Source organism: Hydrogenophilus islandicus (assembly GCF_054657095.1).
The window spans coordinates 82279-96910 of record NZ_BAAHXE010000003.1; the positions used below are offsets into that span (position 1 = coordinate 82279).

The 14632-nt window shown below is 61.8% G+C and carries 14 protein-coding genes; 4 read left to right on the forward strand and 10 right to left on the reverse strand.

All coding sequences use genetic code 11. The features are described 5' to 3' along the window. Nucleotides 1-22 precede the first annotated feature (22 nt). Entirely contained in the window at nucleotides 23-2041 is a 2019-nt protein-coding gene (locus tag ACYQ6T_RS02150; RefSeq protein WP_459827003.1) for an acetoacetate--CoA ligase, read from the reverse strand. Continuing rightward, nucleotides 2041-2484, reverse strand: a complete 444-nt coding sequence (locus ACYQ6T_RS02155; protein ID WP_459827005.1) for an acyl-CoA thioesterase — start codon at nucleotides 2482-2484, stop codon at nucleotides 2041-2043. Before ACYQ6T_RS02155 ends, ACYQ6T_RS02150 begins: the two co-directional genes overlap by 1 nt. A gap of 83 nt (nucleotides 2485-2567) precedes the next feature. Between ACYQ6T_RS02155 and ACYQ6T_RS02160 the strand changes: the two genes are divergently transcribed. Then, entirely contained in the window at nucleotides 2568-4208 is a 1641-nt protein-coding gene (locus ACYQ6T_RS02160) for an electron transfer flavoprotein-ubiquinone oxidoreductase (RefSeq protein WP_459827007.1), read from the forward strand. A 7-nt stretch (nucleotides 4209-4215) separates the two neighbouring features. Here the strand turns inward: ACYQ6T_RS02160 and ACYQ6T_RS02165 are convergent, their stop codons facing one another. After that, a complete protein-coding gene (locus ACYQ6T_RS02165; RefSeq protein WP_459827009.1) occupies nucleotides 4216-5016 on the reverse strand; it encodes a carbonic anhydrase in 801 nt (266 codons plus the stop codon). 65 nt (nucleotides 5017-5081) lie between these two features. On the opposite strand from ACYQ6T_RS02165, the gene ACYQ6T_RS02170 reads away from it, so the two are divergent. The 3 genes from ACYQ6T_RS02170 (at nucleotide 5082) to ACYQ6T_RS02180 (ending at nucleotide 8245) form a co-directional block, all read left to right on the forward strand. Beyond that, nucleotides 5082-5753, forward strand: a complete 672-nt coding sequence (locus ACYQ6T_RS02170) for a phosphatidylserine decarboxylase (protein ID WP_459827011.1) — start codon at nucleotides 5082-5084, stop codon at nucleotides 5751-5753. Next, on the forward strand, nucleotides 5750-6526 hold the full coding sequence (gene pssA, locus ACYQ6T_RS02175) for a CDP-diacylglycerol--serine O-phosphatidyltransferase (protein WP_459827013.1): 777 nt from the start codon (nucleotides 5750-5752) through the stop codon (nucleotides 6524-6526). The genes ACYQ6T_RS02170 and pssA overlap by 4 nt, the downstream gene beginning before the upstream one ends. Before the next feature lie 177 nt (nucleotides 6527-6703). Further along, on the forward strand, nucleotides 6704-8245 hold the full coding sequence (locus ACYQ6T_RS02180; protein ID WP_459827015.1) for a 2-isopropylmalate synthase: 1542 nt from the start codon (nucleotides 6704-6706) through the stop codon (nucleotides 8243-8245). Here the strand turns inward: ACYQ6T_RS02180 and ACYQ6T_RS02185 are convergent. The 7 genes from ACYQ6T_RS02185 to ACYQ6T_RS02215 are packed head-to-tail and all read right to left on the reverse strand — an operon-like array spanning nucleotide 8229 to nucleotide 14311. Continuing rightward, nucleotides 8229-8588, reverse strand: coding sequence for a DUF2069 domain-containing protein (locus ACYQ6T_RS02185; protein WP_459827016.1), 360 nt, complete (start codon nucleotides 8586-8588; stop codon nucleotides 8229-8231). The two genes, ACYQ6T_RS02180 and ACYQ6T_RS02185, sit on opposite strands and share 17 nt — an antisense overlap. A 4-nt stretch (nucleotides 8589-8592) precedes the next feature. Continuing rightward, nucleotides 8593-9864 (reverse strand): hypothetical protein, encoded by a 1272-nt coding sequence (locus ACYQ6T_RS02190; protein ID WP_459827018.1) that lies wholly within the window; start codon nucleotides 9862-9864, stop codon nucleotides 8593-8595. Further along, entirely contained in the window at nucleotides 9864-10700 is an 837-nt protein-coding gene (trpC, locus tag ACYQ6T_RS02195) for an indole-3-glycerol phosphate synthase TrpC (protein ID WP_459827020.1), read from the reverse strand. Before trpC ends, ACYQ6T_RS02190 begins: the two co-directional genes overlap by 1 nt. Nucleotides 10701-10702: 2 nt before the next feature. Beyond that, nucleotides 10703-11743 carry an anthranilate phosphoribosyltransferase gene (gene trpD / locus ACYQ6T_RS02200; RefSeq protein ID WP_459827022.1) on the reverse strand — a complete coding sequence of 347 codons (1041 nt, stop codon included), beginning with the start codon at nucleotides 11741-11743 and terminating at the stop codon, nucleotides 10703-10705. A 17-nt stretch (nucleotides 11744-11760) separates the two neighbouring features. Beyond that, nucleotides 11761-12348, reverse strand: coding sequence for an anthranilate synthase component II (locus ACYQ6T_RS02205; protein ID WP_459827024.1), 588 nt, complete (start codon nucleotides 12346-12348; stop codon nucleotides 11761-11763). 12 nt (nucleotides 12349-12360) lie between these two features. Further along, the gene (locus ACYQ6T_RS02210; protein WP_459827026.1) at nucleotides 12361-13083 is read right to left on the reverse strand and encodes a DsbC family protein; all 723 of its coding nucleotides are present in this window, start codon (nucleotides 13081-13083) and stop codon (nucleotides 12361-12363) included. A gap of 40 nt (nucleotides 13084-13123) precedes the next feature. Next, the gene (locus ACYQ6T_RS02215; RefSeq protein ID WP_459827028.1) at nucleotides 13124-14311 is read right to left on the reverse strand and encodes an FAD-dependent monooxygenase; all 1188 of its coding nucleotides are present in this window, start codon (nucleotides 14309-14311) and stop codon (nucleotides 13124-13126) included. Nucleotides 14312-14632: the final 321 nt, after the last annotated feature.

Genomic DNA, 14632 nt, shown 5'->3' on the forward strand with positions numbered 1-14632 from the left:
AAAGCGCTATTCTACCCGAAACTCAGGTCGCGAGCTCCGGGCGATTCCGGAAATGGTCGAGCGCCTCGGGGTTGGCCAACGCCTCGACATTTTTCACCGGTTCGCCATGGACCACCTGGCGCACCGCGATTTCGACGATCTTGCCACTCTTCGTGCGTGGAATGTCGGGAACCTGGAGCACCTTCGCCGGCACATGGCGGGGTGTGGTATGGGCACGAATCGTCTCCTTGATTTTCTGGATGAGCGGCTCATCCAGCACGAGCCCCTCGCGCAGGCGGACAAAGAGGACCACCCGTTCGTCGTTCTCCCAACGCTGGCCGATGACGAGCGACTCGACCACCTCGTCGAGCTTCTCCACCTGGCGGTAGATTTCGGCTGTGCCGATCCGCACCCCACCGGGGTTGAGGGTGGCGTCCGAACGGCCGTAGATGATGAAGCCCCCGCGGGGTGTCTCTTCGGCGTAGTCACCATGGGTCCACACCCCGGGGAAGCGCTCGAAATAGGCGGCGCGATAGCGCTTGCCGTCGGGGTCGTGCCAAAAGCCAAGCGGCATGGCCGGAAAGGGGCGGGTGCAGACCAACTCCCCCTTTTCGCCCACCACCGGTTGCCCCTCGTCGTTATAGACTGCTACGGCCATCCCGAGCCCTTTGCACTGAATCTCGCCGCGATAGACCGGCAACGTCGGATTACCCAGCACAAAACAGGAGCAGATATCGGTCCCACCAGAGATGGAACTGAGACAGACGTCGCCCTTGATCTGCGCATAGACGTAGTCGAATCCTTCCGGTGCCAAAGGGCTGCCGGTCGACAGGATCGTGCGCAGCGTCCTGAGGTCGTGACTCCTTGCTGGCGCCAAACCCTGTTTCGCTGCAGCGTCAAGAAACTTCGCCGAAGTGCCGAAATGGGTCATCGCCTCCGCGTCAGCGAAATCGAACAAAATTCGCCCCTCGCGGACAAACGGCGAACCGTCGTAGAGCAGCAGCGTCGCCTCGCTCGCCAGGCCACTCGCGAGCCAGTTCCACATCATCCAGCCACAGGTCGTGAAGTAAAAGAGGCGATCACCCGCCCGGACGTCGGTATGGAGCCGATGCTCCTTGAGATGCTGCAGGAGAATCCCTCCCGCACGATGGACGATGCACTTCGGCACCCCCGTCGTTCCTGAGGAGTAGAGGATATAGAGCGGATGGTCAAAGGGGAGCCGCACAAAGGGAACCTCCCGCGCCGCGGCAAAAGGGGTAAGCCACTCCGACCAGGCCACCGCTTGCGGGATCTCGCGCACCGCCGCGGAAAACTCCTCGGGCGGAAGCCCCCCCGAAAGGCTGAGATAGGGCGTCACTACCACCCGTTCGACGCTCGTGAGCCCCTGAACGACCTCCCGCACCTTGCCGCGGATGTCGATCGCTTTGCCGTTGTACCAATAGCCGTCGACCGTAAACAACACCTTCGGCTCGGTCTGACCAAAACGGTCGAGCACCCCTTGCACCCCAAAATCGGGAGAGGCGGAGGTAAAGATCGCCCCGAGACTCGTCGCCGCAAGCATCGCGACGATCGTATGGGGGTGGTTCGGCATATAGGCGGCAACGCGATCGCCCCGCCCGACACCCGCCGCGGCGAGCGCCTGCGCACACTGGGCCACTGCCTCATAAAGCTCCGCCCAGGTCAAGCGGAGCGTCAGCTTCTCCTCACCCCAAAAGATGAGCGCCGGCGTCTCATCGCGCCGTCGCAAGAGGTTCTCAGCGAAGTTAAGGCGCGCCTCGGGAAACCACTGGGCCGAAGTGATCGTCTCCCCTTCGACGAAGACCACCTCCCCGCGCGAACCGATCACCCCGCAATCGTCCCACACTTGCGCCCAAAACGCTTCGGGGTGGTCGATACTCCAGCGATGGAGCGTTGCATAATCGGGTAACGTCACCCCCCACCGCGCCTCAGCGCGACGGGTAAACGCGGTGATTTGTGCCTGCTGGATCCGTTCAGGGCTCGGAGCCCACATCATCGGCCGCTCTTCCATCTCCTTCTCCTTGTGGTGGGTTTGCACTGCCATCAATCGGGATCGATGAGTTTCGCGCGCAACGCGTCGGGAATCGGCACCGACTGACCACTCTTCGGGTTGAACCAAACCACCTTGGCGTAGCCGGTGGCCGAGACCATCTCTTCACCGACGCAGCGCAACTCATAAAAGGTCATCACGCTCGACCGCCCCGGCTCACCGACGAAGAGCTTGACTTCGACCGTCGCCGGGTAGGTTACCGGGCGCAAAAAGGTGCATTCCGCGTTGATGATCACCGGTGCCCCCTCAGTCTCGGGCATCACCCGATACCCCAGGTGCTCAAGCCACTCGACGCGCGCCTGCTCGTAATAGCGGAAATAGACCGTATTATTCACATGGCCATAGGCGTCCATGTCGCCCCAGCGCACTGGGATGCGAGAGACCCACGCAAGCCGCCGCACAGCCCCTTCGTTTTGCTTCGCTTGTTCGCTATCCATACTCCACCCTCTTGTCAGATGACCCTTTTTTTGCCAACATACGCTAGCGTATGGGAACCCATTTTAGCGTAAGGAGCGTGCAGATGGAACGGGAAACGATGGAATTCGACGTCGTGATCGTCGGCGGGGGGCCAGCGGGGCTCGCTGCGGCGATCCGGCTCAAGCAACTCGCTCAGGAACGGGGCGTCGACTGGTCGATCTGCCTCTTGGAAAAAGGGGCGGAACTGGGCGCCCACACCCTTTCGGGTGCCGTGTTCGACGCCCGCGCCCTTGCCGAACTGATCCCCGACTATCGCGAGCGCGGCGCACCGATCGGCACCCCAGTCACCGAAGATCGCTTTCTCTTCCTCACAGAAACGGGCGCCTACAAGACCCCGAACTTTCTTTTGCCCGCCTGTTTCCAAAACCACGGCAACACGATCGTTCGCGCGGGGTTCCTGGTCCAATGGCTCGGCAAAGAGGCTGAAGCGCTCGGCGTCGAGCTCTTCCCCGGTTTTGCCGCCGCCGACCTCCTCTTTGACGATGAGAACCGGGTGATTGGGGTCGTCACCGGCGATATGGGGGTGCAAAAGGATGGCACCCCGGGCCCCAACTACCAACCGGGGATCGCCATTACCGCGCGTTACACCCTCTTTGCGGAGGGGTGTCGTGGGCACCTCGGCAAAAAACTGGAACACCACTATCGGCTGCGCGAGGGACGGGACCCGCAGAAGTACGGAATCGGCATCAAGGAGCTGTGGCGGATCCCGAAAGAGAAGCATCAAGCGGGTCTGGTGATGCACACCGCCGGCTGGCCGCTCGATCCCCACACCTACGGCGGCTCCTTTTGCTACCACCTCGAAGAGGATCTGGTCGCGATCGGCTTTGTCATCGGCCTCGACTACACCAACCCCTACCTCTCCCCCTTTGAGGAGTTTCAGCGCTTCAAAACCCACCCTGCGATCCGTCCGATGCTCGAAGGGGGGGAACGGCTGGCCTACGGCGCACGAGCGCTGACCGCCGGCGGATTGCAATCGCTCCCCAAATTGGTCTTCCCTGGGGGGGCGCTCATCGGTGACGACGCCGGATTCCTCAACGCCTCGCGCATCAAGGGGCTCCACGCTGCGATCAAATCGGGAATGCTCGCCGCTGAAGCGGTTGCCGATGCGCTCGCCGCTGGCCGCGCCCACGACGAACTCACCGCCTACCCGGCGCGCTTCGAAGCAAGCTGGCTCAAAGAGGAACTCTACCGCGCGCGCAACTTCAAGCCGTTGATGCACAAAGGGCTCTATATGGGGTCGCTCCTCTTTGGTATCGACCAGATGGTGTTCCGTGGGAAAGCCCCGTGGACACTCCACCACGCCCAACCCGACCACGCCGCCTTGAAACCTGCGAGCCACTGTCAGCCAATCGCCTATCCCAAGCCAGACGGCAAGATCACCTTCGACCGCCTCTCCTCGGTTTTTCTCTCAAACACCAACCACGACGAGGACCAACCGTGCCACCTGCGCCTCTTGGTGCCCGAGAAGGCGATCGAAGTGAACCTCAAAACCTTCGCCTCACCCGAAAGCCGCTACTGCCCGGCAGGGGTCTATGAGATCGTCGAAGAAAACGGCGCGCCGAGGCTACAGATCAACGCACAAAACTGCGTCCATTGCAAAACGTGCGATATCAAAGACCCCACTCAGAACATCAACTGGGTCACCCCCCAAGGGGGCGAAGGACCGATCTACCAGGGAATGTGACCGGCGCTCACTCCAGAACGCGACGAGCGTTGATCGGCTGTAGCGGCCGGGCGTTGTCGTTTAACAGCTCGCGAAACCGCATCAGTTGCGCTTCGCTCGCGGAAAGTGGCTCCTGCATCACATACCACCGGACCCCCTCCGAACAGGGAGGGGTCGTGAGCGACCCGTTGTAGCGGAAATACCCCTCGCTTCTCGGCAACAAGCCGCGCAGGTCAATCGTCTCGTTACTCACACGCTTGCGCGCCTCCTGCCGATGGGATGGGGCAGCTGCCTTACCCCCTTGCGCGCGCGGTTCCGCTTCCGGAACCCAGCGGAGAATCTGCGTCAGTGCCGGATTCTCATCCCCCGAGCGGAACCAGACGCCGACGACAGCCAACTCCCCTGCAGCGTTGCGATGGACGAAGTGGGCTTCGAGCGGATAGCGGTTCCCACTGTCGGCGTGTTCGCTCGGCGAATGGAAATGGAGATTCACCAGCGCAAAGCTCTGCCCCTCGGCGCGCAGCGTCCATTTCCCCCCGGAGACCGGGAGCACAATCGTATGACCGTTGTCCTCGACGGTGAGCGGCAGCGGCGCCTCGTACTCGAAGGCGAGCGGCCGCAGATCGGTACGCAACACCGCCACGCGGTCGATGTCGATCGGCGACTGGTTCTTCCCAATGCCGCACAGGACATAAGCTTTATCGAGTTTGCCCCACTCTGCCGGCCCACCTTTGCCGTGGTAACTCCAGTGCGCCCCCTCTGCCGCATAAGCGAGCGCTACAGCCCCAACCACCATCGCGCCGGTAAGCCAGCGAAGACCCCACTTCATCACTTTCGCTCCTCTCGATGCTTTGCGAGTAAAATAGCACAAAATCTTAGACCAGGCACGAACTGATGCGCCCACAGACGCGATTCTATCCCCATCCGATCCTTGCCCGTGAAGGGTGGCCCTTCATTGCCCTCACTTTGGTCGTCGCACTCCTCACCACCTTCTGGTGGCAAGCGGGCTCCCTACCCTTCTGGGCGCTCTTTCTCTTTGTCGTCCAATTTTTCCGCGACCCCGCCCGCCCGATTCCCGATACCCCCCACGCGGTGCTCTCCCCCGCTGATGGACGAATTGTCGCGGTTGAACCCACCATCGACCCTTGGCGACAAACCCCCGCACTCAAGGTCAGTGTCTTCATGAACGTCTTCAACGTCCACTCCAACCGAAGTCCTGTGGACGGCGTCGTGGTCGCCCGCTGGTACCATCCCGGGAAATTCCTCAACGCCGCGCTCGATAAAGCGAGTAGCGAAAACGAACGCAACGCCCTCCACCTCAGAACCGACGACGGCGCTGAGCTCACCTGCGTGCAGGTCGCGGGCCTCATTGCCCGCCGGATTCTTTGCTACGTTGCCCCGGGGCAGCGGCTCAGAAGGGGGGAACGCTACGGTTTCATCCGCTTCGGCTCCCGGGTCGATCTCTATCTTCCCCCGGAGAGTCGCGTCTGTGTCACCATCGGCGAAAAGGTGAAGGCGACCACGTCCATCCTCGCCATACTGCCGGCAAGCGCGAGTCAGCAATGATTCCTGACGACGAACGTTGCGAGCACGACCGCACAGCTGCCCCCCGACGGGCGATCTACCTTTTGCCCAACCTGATGACCACCGCCGCCCTCTTCTTCGGGTTCTTTTCGGTCGTCCAGTCGTGGCGGGGAGACCTCTCAGGGGCAGCAATCGCCATCTTCATCGCGATCCTCTTCGACGGCCTCGACGGCCGCTTGGCTCGCCTCACCCATACCCAAAGCGAATTCGGCGCCGAATATGACTCGCTTTCGGATATGGTCTCGTTTGGCGTCGCTCCCGCGGTGTTGGCGCTCGCGACCGCGCTGAACGCCCTTGGAAAACTCGGCTGGATTCTCGCGTTTGTCTATTGCGCCGCGGCAGCGCTGCGCCTCGCGCGATTCAACGTCAACCATTCGGCGGTGAGCAAAAACTACTTCCAGGGTCTCCCGAGTCCTGCGGCTGCGGCGCTGGTGGCGAGCTTCGTTTGGCTTGCCACAGACCTCTCGTGGCCGACAACGACGACCGCCATCTGGTGCGCGGTGATCACCCTGTTCGCCGGCGTCAGCATGGTCAGCAACATCCTCTTCTGGAGCGGAAAAGCGATCGACCTGCGCCGCTCGGTTCCCTTCCTCACTGCAGCAGGCGTCGCGCTCGTCTTTGCCTTCATCTCCTTCTACCCGCCCGGCCTTCTCTTTGCCCTCACCTTGCTCTACGCATCAAGCGGGTATCTGCTCGCCCTTTGGCGGTGGTGGAAAAAACGGCAACCTCTTGTCAAAACCGAAAAAGGTGGGTAGATTTACGTTATGGTCACGCATACCCTCCCCTCTCGCACGCGCAATATCCTTCTTCGGGCAGGACTCCTGCTCGGCCCCCTCCTGCGCCTTGCGCGCTAATACGATTCCGCTCCCTCCCCTGTTGGCCCCTGTTTCTAACCCCTCTCAAGGATGCAACTTCACGTGAGCGAGGAACCCATGAAAGAGCCATTGATCATTTTCGACACCACCTTGCGCGACGGCGAACAGAGCCCAGGCGCGTCGATGACCCAAGAGGAGAAGGTTCGCATCGCGAAACAGCTCGAACGGCTCCGCGTCGACGTCATTGAAGCGGGTTTTGCCGCCGCAAGCCCGGGAGATTTCGCCGCTGTCCGGGCAGTCGCGCAGACGATCAAAGAGAGCACCGTCTGCTCACTCGCGCGCGCCAACGAAAAGGATATTGCCGCAGCAGGCGAAGCGATCGCCCCTGCAGAGCGCAAGCGGATCCACACCTTCATCGCGACGAGCCCAATCCATATGGAGAAGAAGCTCAGGATGACCCCGGAGCAGGTGCTCGAACAGGCGGTGAAAGCGATCGGCTGGGCACGCCGCTACACCGATGATATTGAATTCTCAGCAGAAGATGCCGGCCGCTCGGAGATCGACTTCCTCTGCCGCATCTTTGAAGCGGTGATTCAGGCGGGAGCAACGACGATCAACGTCCCCGACACCGTCGGCTATGCGCTCCCCCATCAATTCGGCGAGCGGATCCGTACGCTGATCGAGCGAATCCCCAACTCGGATAAGGTGATCTGGTCGGTCCACTGCCACAACGACCTCGGCTTGGCCGTGGCCAACTCGCTTGCGGCGGTGCTTGCGGGGGCGCGGCAAGTCGAATGCACGATCAATGGCCTCGGGGAGCGCGCAGGCAACGCGGCGCTCGAAGAGATCGTGATGGCGGTCCGCACCCGTCAGGATGTCTTCCCGTGCGACACCCGGATCGACACCCGCCAGATCGTCCCCGCATCGAAGCTCGTGTCGCAGATCACTGGCTTTCCGGTGCAGCCGAACAAAGCGATCGTCGGCGCGAACGCCTTTGCCCACGAGTCGGGCATCCACCAGGATGGGGTGTTGAAACACCGCGAGACGTACGAGATCATGCGCGCCGAAGATGTGGGCTGGAGCGCGAACAAGATTGTGCTTGGCAAGCACTCGGGGCGTAACGCCTTCAAGACGCGGCTTGCGGAACTGGGCATCACCTTCACGAGCGAAGAGCAGCTCAACCACGCCTTTGCCCGCTTCAAAGAGCTTGCCGACAAGAAGCACGAAATCTTTGACGAAGACCTCATCGCCTTGATGAGCGAAGAGGGGGTGGCGAGCGGCCAGGAGGTCGAACGCTACCGGCTGGTCTCCAGCTGCGTCCACAGTGAAACGGGCGAGTTACCGCGGGCGCGGCTGGTGATCGCGATCGACGGCGAAGAGCATACGGTGGAGAGCGACGGTTCGGGCCCCGTTGACGCCGCCTTCAAAGCGATCGAACGGCTGGTGGCAAGCGGTAGTGAGCTCCTCCTCTACTCGGTAAACGCCATTACCCAAGGGACCGACGCGCAAGGCGAGGTGACCGTGCGGCTCAGTAAAGAGGGGCGTATCGTCAATGGTCAAGGCGCTGATACCGACATCATCGTCGCCTCGATCAAAGCCTACTTGAATGCGCTCAATAAGCTCCTCGCCCAACAGGAGCGAATCAGTCCTCAGGTCTAGTTTTTTCTCGTGGGCGGCGGGGGAAAAAGCGGGCAACCCGCACCACCGCCGCAAAAAGGAGCAGCGTCAAAAGCACCTCGACCGCCGCGAGCTCCCGTACCGGTGGTGGTTCGAAGATCCGGGTTGCCCCTTCAAGGAGATAAAAACCGCACCAGAGCGCCGTCCACTGGTAGGTCTTGAGCCTCCCCCGCCACAACCCCGGCAACAGCAACGCGAGCGGCAAGCTCTTTGCGATCAACCAGGAGCCCCCCGGGCGAAGCGGCGCCCAGACGCTCTCCCACGCCACACACCAGAGGGCAAGAAGAAACGCGACCCCCGTCGCGAACGCTACCCACCGCCGCACGCGCTTATGCCTCCTTGGGCCACACTTCGACGACCGTGACGCGCGGCGTCACCAGGCGAATCCGTCCGGGCTGAAACCGTTCGACGCTGGTGCGGTAGAGTGCCGGCTCAAAGACCAACCACCACGCCCCTTCGAGATGGTCCAACCGCGGGAGCGCAACCGTTTGTTGGGGAAAAAAGGGGAGCCAGCGCTCAAGCAGTATTCCGATCTGCCGCTCTCCCGCTTTCCGATCCGGGGGAACCCACAAGAGATTGACCGTCGCAGCGATTGGCGCCAAGGTCTGCAGCCCCACCACGGTGCCGTCGCCTCTTTTCTGACACCAGCGCACCACGCCCAACAACCACCGTGCCACTGGCCCCTTTTGCGCCCCCGCCATGCGGAGCGCGACAATTTCACCCTCCCCCACTTCACTTTGGTCAGTAGGTAGTAGGAGGCGTACCCCTAAGGCATAGTCGGCAACGTCGAGCACGGTCGTCGAAACGTACTCCGGTAGCCCACCAACGCCCAAAGCCGCAACACCCTCCCATCCGACGACGATGAGCGCCGATTCGTGAACGGCGTGGCGAAAAAGTCGTCGCACCCCGCCCTGCAAACGCTCTGAGAGCGCCAAAAGGAGCCACCCCCAACCCTGGTTGGGTGCGCTCTCGCGCTCACGTTGCAACCCATGTTGGGCCAACCGTTCAATCTGTCGCTTACATTCGGTGAAATCGAACCAATAGAGCGGGGACTCCTCTTCGCCCTCCTCCCCCCAACGGATGAGCCGAACCGAGTGACCTTTCGCGATTCCCCAAACAGGCAACTCAGATGAAGAGGCAGAAAGATCCGGGTGAGAAAGAGGATCGTGCTCCGCAGGGGTGAGGGTGACGGTCGAGGGGAGCGCCGCAAGCGCCATCCAGGTCTCCATTCGCTGAGGGAGCGGCCAACTGGGGTCCCCCCCAAGGGTCAGCGCGAGCGCTGACGCGGCGACCCCTTCAATCCTTCCCCCTCGTTCTTCGGCAGAGGCGACAGCCGCAGACAACCACGAGGACCAGAAGCGCTCCTCTAAGGAACACCGAGCCACCCAGGCATACGCCACCACCCATGCACCCGCGTCAACCTGTGCCGCAGCGTCGGTAAAGCGATCAAGGCGGGCCAGCCATGTGTCGGCAAGTGCTTTGACCGCTTCGCAATCCCAAGAAACCGCTCGCCCCCGCCATTCGGGAAAGTAGTCGACAATCCGCTCCGAAAACCACCGCGGAAAAAGCGTCACCGGGGTAGCGGCAGCCTCCTCACGCATCACTCCTCCACAACGCAACGCTCGAGGCCACACGGGGCAAAGAGTTCGCGGAGCGCTGCCCCCGGGTCGCCCGCACGCATGAACGCCTCACCGACGAGGAACGCCGGTACTCCTGCCGCCCAGAGGCGCGCGACGTCACCTGTCGTCGTGATCCCCGATTCGGCCACTGGGATGCGATCGGCGGGATAGCGGGGTAACAGAGTGAGCGTTGTCTCGAGCGCCACCTCAAAGGTACGGAGGTTGCGGTTATTGACCCCGATGAGGGGTGTCGGCAAAGCCAACGCGCGTTCAAACTCGGCGGCGTCGTGTACTTCGACCAGTACATCAAGCCCGAGCTCCCCCGCCAACACGGCGAGATCGGAGAGCGCCGAGTCCTCCAACGCCGCAACGATCAACAAAATCGCGTCTGCCCCAATCGCTGCCGCCTCCCAGACCTGCCACGGGTCAACGATAAAGTCCTTACGCAAAACCGGGAGAGAGACCGCCGCGCGGGCGGCCTGCAAAAAAGCATTGCTCCCCTGAAAAAAGCGCACGTCGGTCAACACCGAGAGGCACGCCGCACCCGCCACCTCGTAACTGTGGGCAATCGCCACCGGGTCAAAGGGATCGCGCAAAACCCCCTTCGAGGGGCTCGCCCGTTTCACCTCGGCAATCACCGCGGGGATCTTCTTGGCGCGACGTGCGGCGATCGCCCGAACGAAACCGCGGGGGGGATCGGCGCGCAGCCGCTCCTCGGCTGCCGCACGCATCGCGCGATCGGGCGTGCGGGCACGACCCGCCGCCACCTCCTCCCGTTTGGTGGCGAGAATCGCCGCGAGAATATCGGGAAGAGTCACCGTCACGCTCCCACTGACGCAAGCCGGTTCGTCACGGCGACAAACGCCTCCATCTTCGCGAGCGCCGCCCCGCTTGCGATCAACTCCTGGGCAAGCGCCACCCCTTCGGCAATCGACGCGACCCGGTTTGCGGCATAGAGCGCCACCCCGGCGTTCAACACCACGACATCGCGCGCGGGCCCCGGTTCGTTGGCGAGGACTTGGCGAACGATTGCCGCAGAGGTTGCGGCGTCGTCGACGCGGAAGTGGCGGCTCGATGCCATCGGCAAACCAAAATCCTCCGGGTGGATCCGATATTCCCGAATGCGCCCCTCTTTGAGTTCACCCACGAGCGTCTCCGCCCCCAGCGTCACCTCGTCGAGACCATCCAGACCATGGACGACCACGACGTGGTGCGCCCCCAGCCGCTCCATCACCCGAACGCAGATGCCGACGAGATCGGGATGGAAGACTCCCAAGAGGCTATTGGGCGCTTGCGCCGGATTGGTCAGCGGCCCCAAAATATTGAAGATCGTCCGCACCCCCATCTCTCTGCGCACCGGCATCACATTCTTCATCGCGAGGTGGTGGAGCGGCGCAAACATGAATCCCACCCCCGTCTCGGCGATGCACTGCGCGACCGCGTCCGGTGTCAGGTCGACACGCGCCCCTAAGGCCTCCAGGAGATCGGCACTTCCCGACTTCGACGACACCGAGCGGTTCCCGTGTTTCGCCACCCGCGCGCCCCCGGCAGCAGCGACAAATGCGGTTGTTGTCGAGATGTTGAAGGTGTGTGCGCCGTCACCCCCGGTGCCCACCACATCGAGGAGATGGTCGTGCGGCCCCGGGACATCGACCTTGGTCGCGAGTTCCCGCATCACTTGCGCAGCGGCGGCAATTTCGCCGATCGTCTCCTTTTTCACCCGAAGGCCGGTGAGAATCGCCGCGATCATCACCGGCGATACCTCCCCCGCCATGATCTGCCGCATCAGAGACAACATCTCGTCGTGGAAGATCTCGCGATGTTCGATCAACCGCTGCAACGCTTGCTGTGGTGTGATCACCCTACACCTCCCTTCTTTCAGGCAACATCGGCACGCGGCGCATAGCGCACGAGAAAATTCTTCAGCATCGCGTGACCATGCTCCGTGAGAATCGACTCCGGATGAAACTGCACCCCCTCGACCGGCCATTCGCGATGGCGTAACCCCATGATCTCGCCGTCCTCAGTCCAGGCAGTGATCTCGAGCACCTCGGGCAAGGTCTCGCGCTCCACCGCGAGCGAATGGTAGCGGGTGCAGACCACGGGGTTGGGTAGCCCCGCAAAGAGCCCTTCACCCCGATGATAAACCGGCGACGTCTTCCCGTGCATGATCTGGCGCGCATGGACCACCTTCCCGCCAAACGCCTCACCGATCGCCTGATGGCCAAGACAAACCCCTAAAATCGGAATTTTGCCCGCAAAGGCGCGAATCGCCGCGACACTCACCCCCGCCTGAGCAGGAGAACAGGGACCCGGCGAGATAACTAGATAACTCGGGGCGAGCGCAGCGATGTCATTGAGCGTCACTTCGTCGTTGCGGACGACCTTGACGAAAGCCCCCAGTTCGCCAAAATATTGCACCAAGTTCCAGGTGAAGCTATCGTAATTGTCGATCATCAAGAGCATCAGCGCTTCCCCTTAGCGCACCGCGCGCAACCGCTCCTCGAGTTTCGCCGCCGGGAGATACCCCCCAATGCGCGACCCATCCTTGAGAAAGAGGGTCGGCGTCCCGCCAATCCCCAGTTTCTGGCCGAGCTGAAGGTTGCGCTCAATGACGCTGGTGTCGCAGTTTGCCGGAGGAGCCGGTGGCGCTTTGCCATCGACCATCCACGCCCGCCACGTCTCCGCCGGGTTAGCCGAACAGAGGATCCGTCGCGCCTTTTCGGTCGAATCGGCGCCGAGAATCGGGTAGAGAAAGAGGTACTGCGTGGTATTGGTTACCTGCTGCAGATCTTTCGCCAACCGTTTGCAGAAACCGCAGTTCGGGTCTTCAAAAGAGGCAAAAATTCGCGAACCGTCCCCACTCTTGATCACGATCGCATCGTTGAGCGGCAGGGTGGAGAAATCGATCTTCGCGAGTGCCTCTTGTCGTTTCTCGGTCAGATTTTCCCGCGTCTTCGCGTCGATGATCGAGCCCACGACAATATGGCTCACCTGCTCATTGGTATAGACCAGTTCGCCGTTTTTTAAAACCACCTCGTAGAGCCCGGCAAGCGGCGCCGGCGCGACTGAACGGACCGCATCCTCACCCAACAACGCGTTGACCGTGGCCCGCACCTTGGCTTCTGCCCCATTTTCAGCATGAAGTGGCACACTTTGGCACGCAAGCACCACCCACGCGATCGCAACCCCTTTTTTCATCATGATCCGCTTGCTCCGAGACTCATCCGATAACATAACTTTACCATTGGGCGAGTGTCGCATAACGGATCAACCGCCGTTTGACGATCGGCAGGTGATCAACCCACGACATCCCCCAGTTGCGCAGCAGCCGGATTGGGCTTGCGTCGACTGCAAAACCCTTCGCGAGCCAATCGGTCACGGTTTGGAGCAATAGGGGCTCCTCACGCCGCCGCTGGGCATAGCGTGCCAAAAGGACCGGATCCCCGGGATCCCTTCCCAAGCTCGCCGGCCCGATCTCCTCAGCGAGCACCGCCGCGTCGTTGAACCCCAGATTAATCCCATGCCCCGAAAGCGGATGAATCCCGTGGGCAGCGTCACCAATAATCATCACTCTTTTCGCGGTTACCCGGTCACAGCGCATGAGCGAGAGAGGAAACATCTGCGGAGGTGTGAGCAACGTGAGCGAACCCAGCACCCTTTCACCCGCCTCCGCGACAGTTCGCGCGAAATCGTTCGGCTTCATCGCGATCAGAGTCTGGGCATGATCCTCAGGGGTGGACCAGACGATCGAAACGCGATGACCTGGCAACGGTAAATAGGCTAAAACCCCGTCACGACGGAACCACTGATAAGCAGTGGCATCATGTTCCTTTTCGGTGACAAAATTGGCAACCACCGCGCTGTGCCCGTACGGGAAATTTTCGGCTTGGATGCCAGCAAACTGTCGCACCCACGACTGCCGCCCTTCGGCCCCAACTACCAAGCGCGTCTGCCAACTCCGCCCATCTTGCGTCGTAAGGATCACCCCATCCCATCGCACCTCTGCACCTTGCAACGTCGCACCTGCCGACGTCGCACAAGTCACGGTCTCACAATCGGCCAGCGCACGCCAAATCGCCGACCGAAGCGATTCGGCCTCACCAATCACCGCAAGGTAAGGAAGTGCCGCTTCGCTGGCAGCAAAGGCAACCACACCGGCACGATCCCCTTTCACCACCATGCGGGCAACCGGTTGGGTCCGCTCGGATGGCAGCGGAACCGCCAGTCGTTCAAGCCACCCCCAAGGGCGAGGGGCATAGGCATAAATGCGCGGCTGCCAGAAAGCGTCGTCCGCGGGAGGAGAAGGCGGCGGCGGGGAGGGTTCGATCAACAAAACCCGCCACCCTGCGTTGCCGAGTGCCAACGCCAAGGAAGACCCCGCGAGTCCGCCCCCATTGATGACGATGTCATAATCGATCACGCTCATTCTTCGCTCGCCTGCTTTGCGAAGGTCTATTTTCGCACGCTTTTGAAGCTGGGTGGATCGGTATGGGTTTGGGGCAGGATGGAGGTTCCTGAAGGTGGAGGAGTAGTGCGCGAAGGAGGGCACCTTCAGCCCGTTTTGAGCCAATGCAAGTTCGAGTGAAGTCGTTCGGTTTGACTTCTTGGTTCTTTGGTGGTTGTGGGTGTTGGGTGTGTGGAGGTGGTGTGGTGGTTGGTGTTTTGTGGTGCGCCCCCTGTTTTGGGGTGCGCGTCTTGTGTGCGGTGTTTGCGGTGTTTCGTGTGGGTGTTTGGTTTGGTTTGTGGT

Bases quoted from the DNA above. Each gene is read 5' to 3' on its own strand.
- ACYQ6T_RS02165 (WP_459827009.1), bottom strand. From the start codon at position 5,016: ATGAAGTGGGGTCTTCGCTGGCTTACCGGCGCGATGGTGGTTGGGGCT.
- ACYQ6T_RS02180 (WP_459827015.1), top strand. From the start codon at position 6,704: ATGAAAGAGCCATTGATCATTTTCGACACCACCTTGCGCGACGGCGAA.
- ACYQ6T_RS02205 (WP_459827024.1), bottom strand. From the start codon at position 12,348: ATGCTCTTGATGATCGACAATTACGATAGCTTCACCTGGAACTTGGTG.
- ACYQ6T_RS02210 (WP_459827026.1), bottom strand. From the start codon at position 13,083: ATGAAAAAAGGGGTTGCGATCGCGTGGGTGGTGCTTGCGTGCCAAAGT.
- ACYQ6T_RS02160 (WP_459827007.1), top strand. From the start codon at position 2,568: ATGGAACGGGAAACGATGGAATTCGACGTCGTGATCGTCGGCGGGGGG.
- ACYQ6T_RS02150 (WP_459827003.1), bottom strand. From the start codon at position 2,041: ATGGCAGTGCAAACCCACCACAAGGAGAAGGAGATGGAAGAGCGGCCG.
- ACYQ6T_RS02155 (WP_459827005.1), bottom strand. From the start codon at position 2,484: ATGGATAGCGAACAAGCGAAGCAAAACGAAGGGGCTGTGCGGCGGCTT.
- ACYQ6T_RS02170 (WP_459827011.1), top strand. From the start codon at position 5,082: ATGCGCCCACAGACGCGATTCTATCCCCATCCGATCCTTGCCCGTGAA.
- ACYQ6T_RS02190 (WP_459827018.1), bottom strand. From the start codon at position 9,864: ATGCGTGAGGAGGCTGCCGCTACCCCGGTGACGCTTTTTCCGCGGTGG.
- ACYQ6T_RS02215 (WP_459827028.1), bottom strand. From the start codon at position 14,311: ATGAGCGTGATCGATTATGACATCGTCATCAATGGGGGCGGACTCGCG.
- pssA (WP_459827013.1), top strand. From the start codon at position 5,750: ATGATTCCTGACGACGAACGTTGCGAGCACGACCGCACAGCTGCCCCC.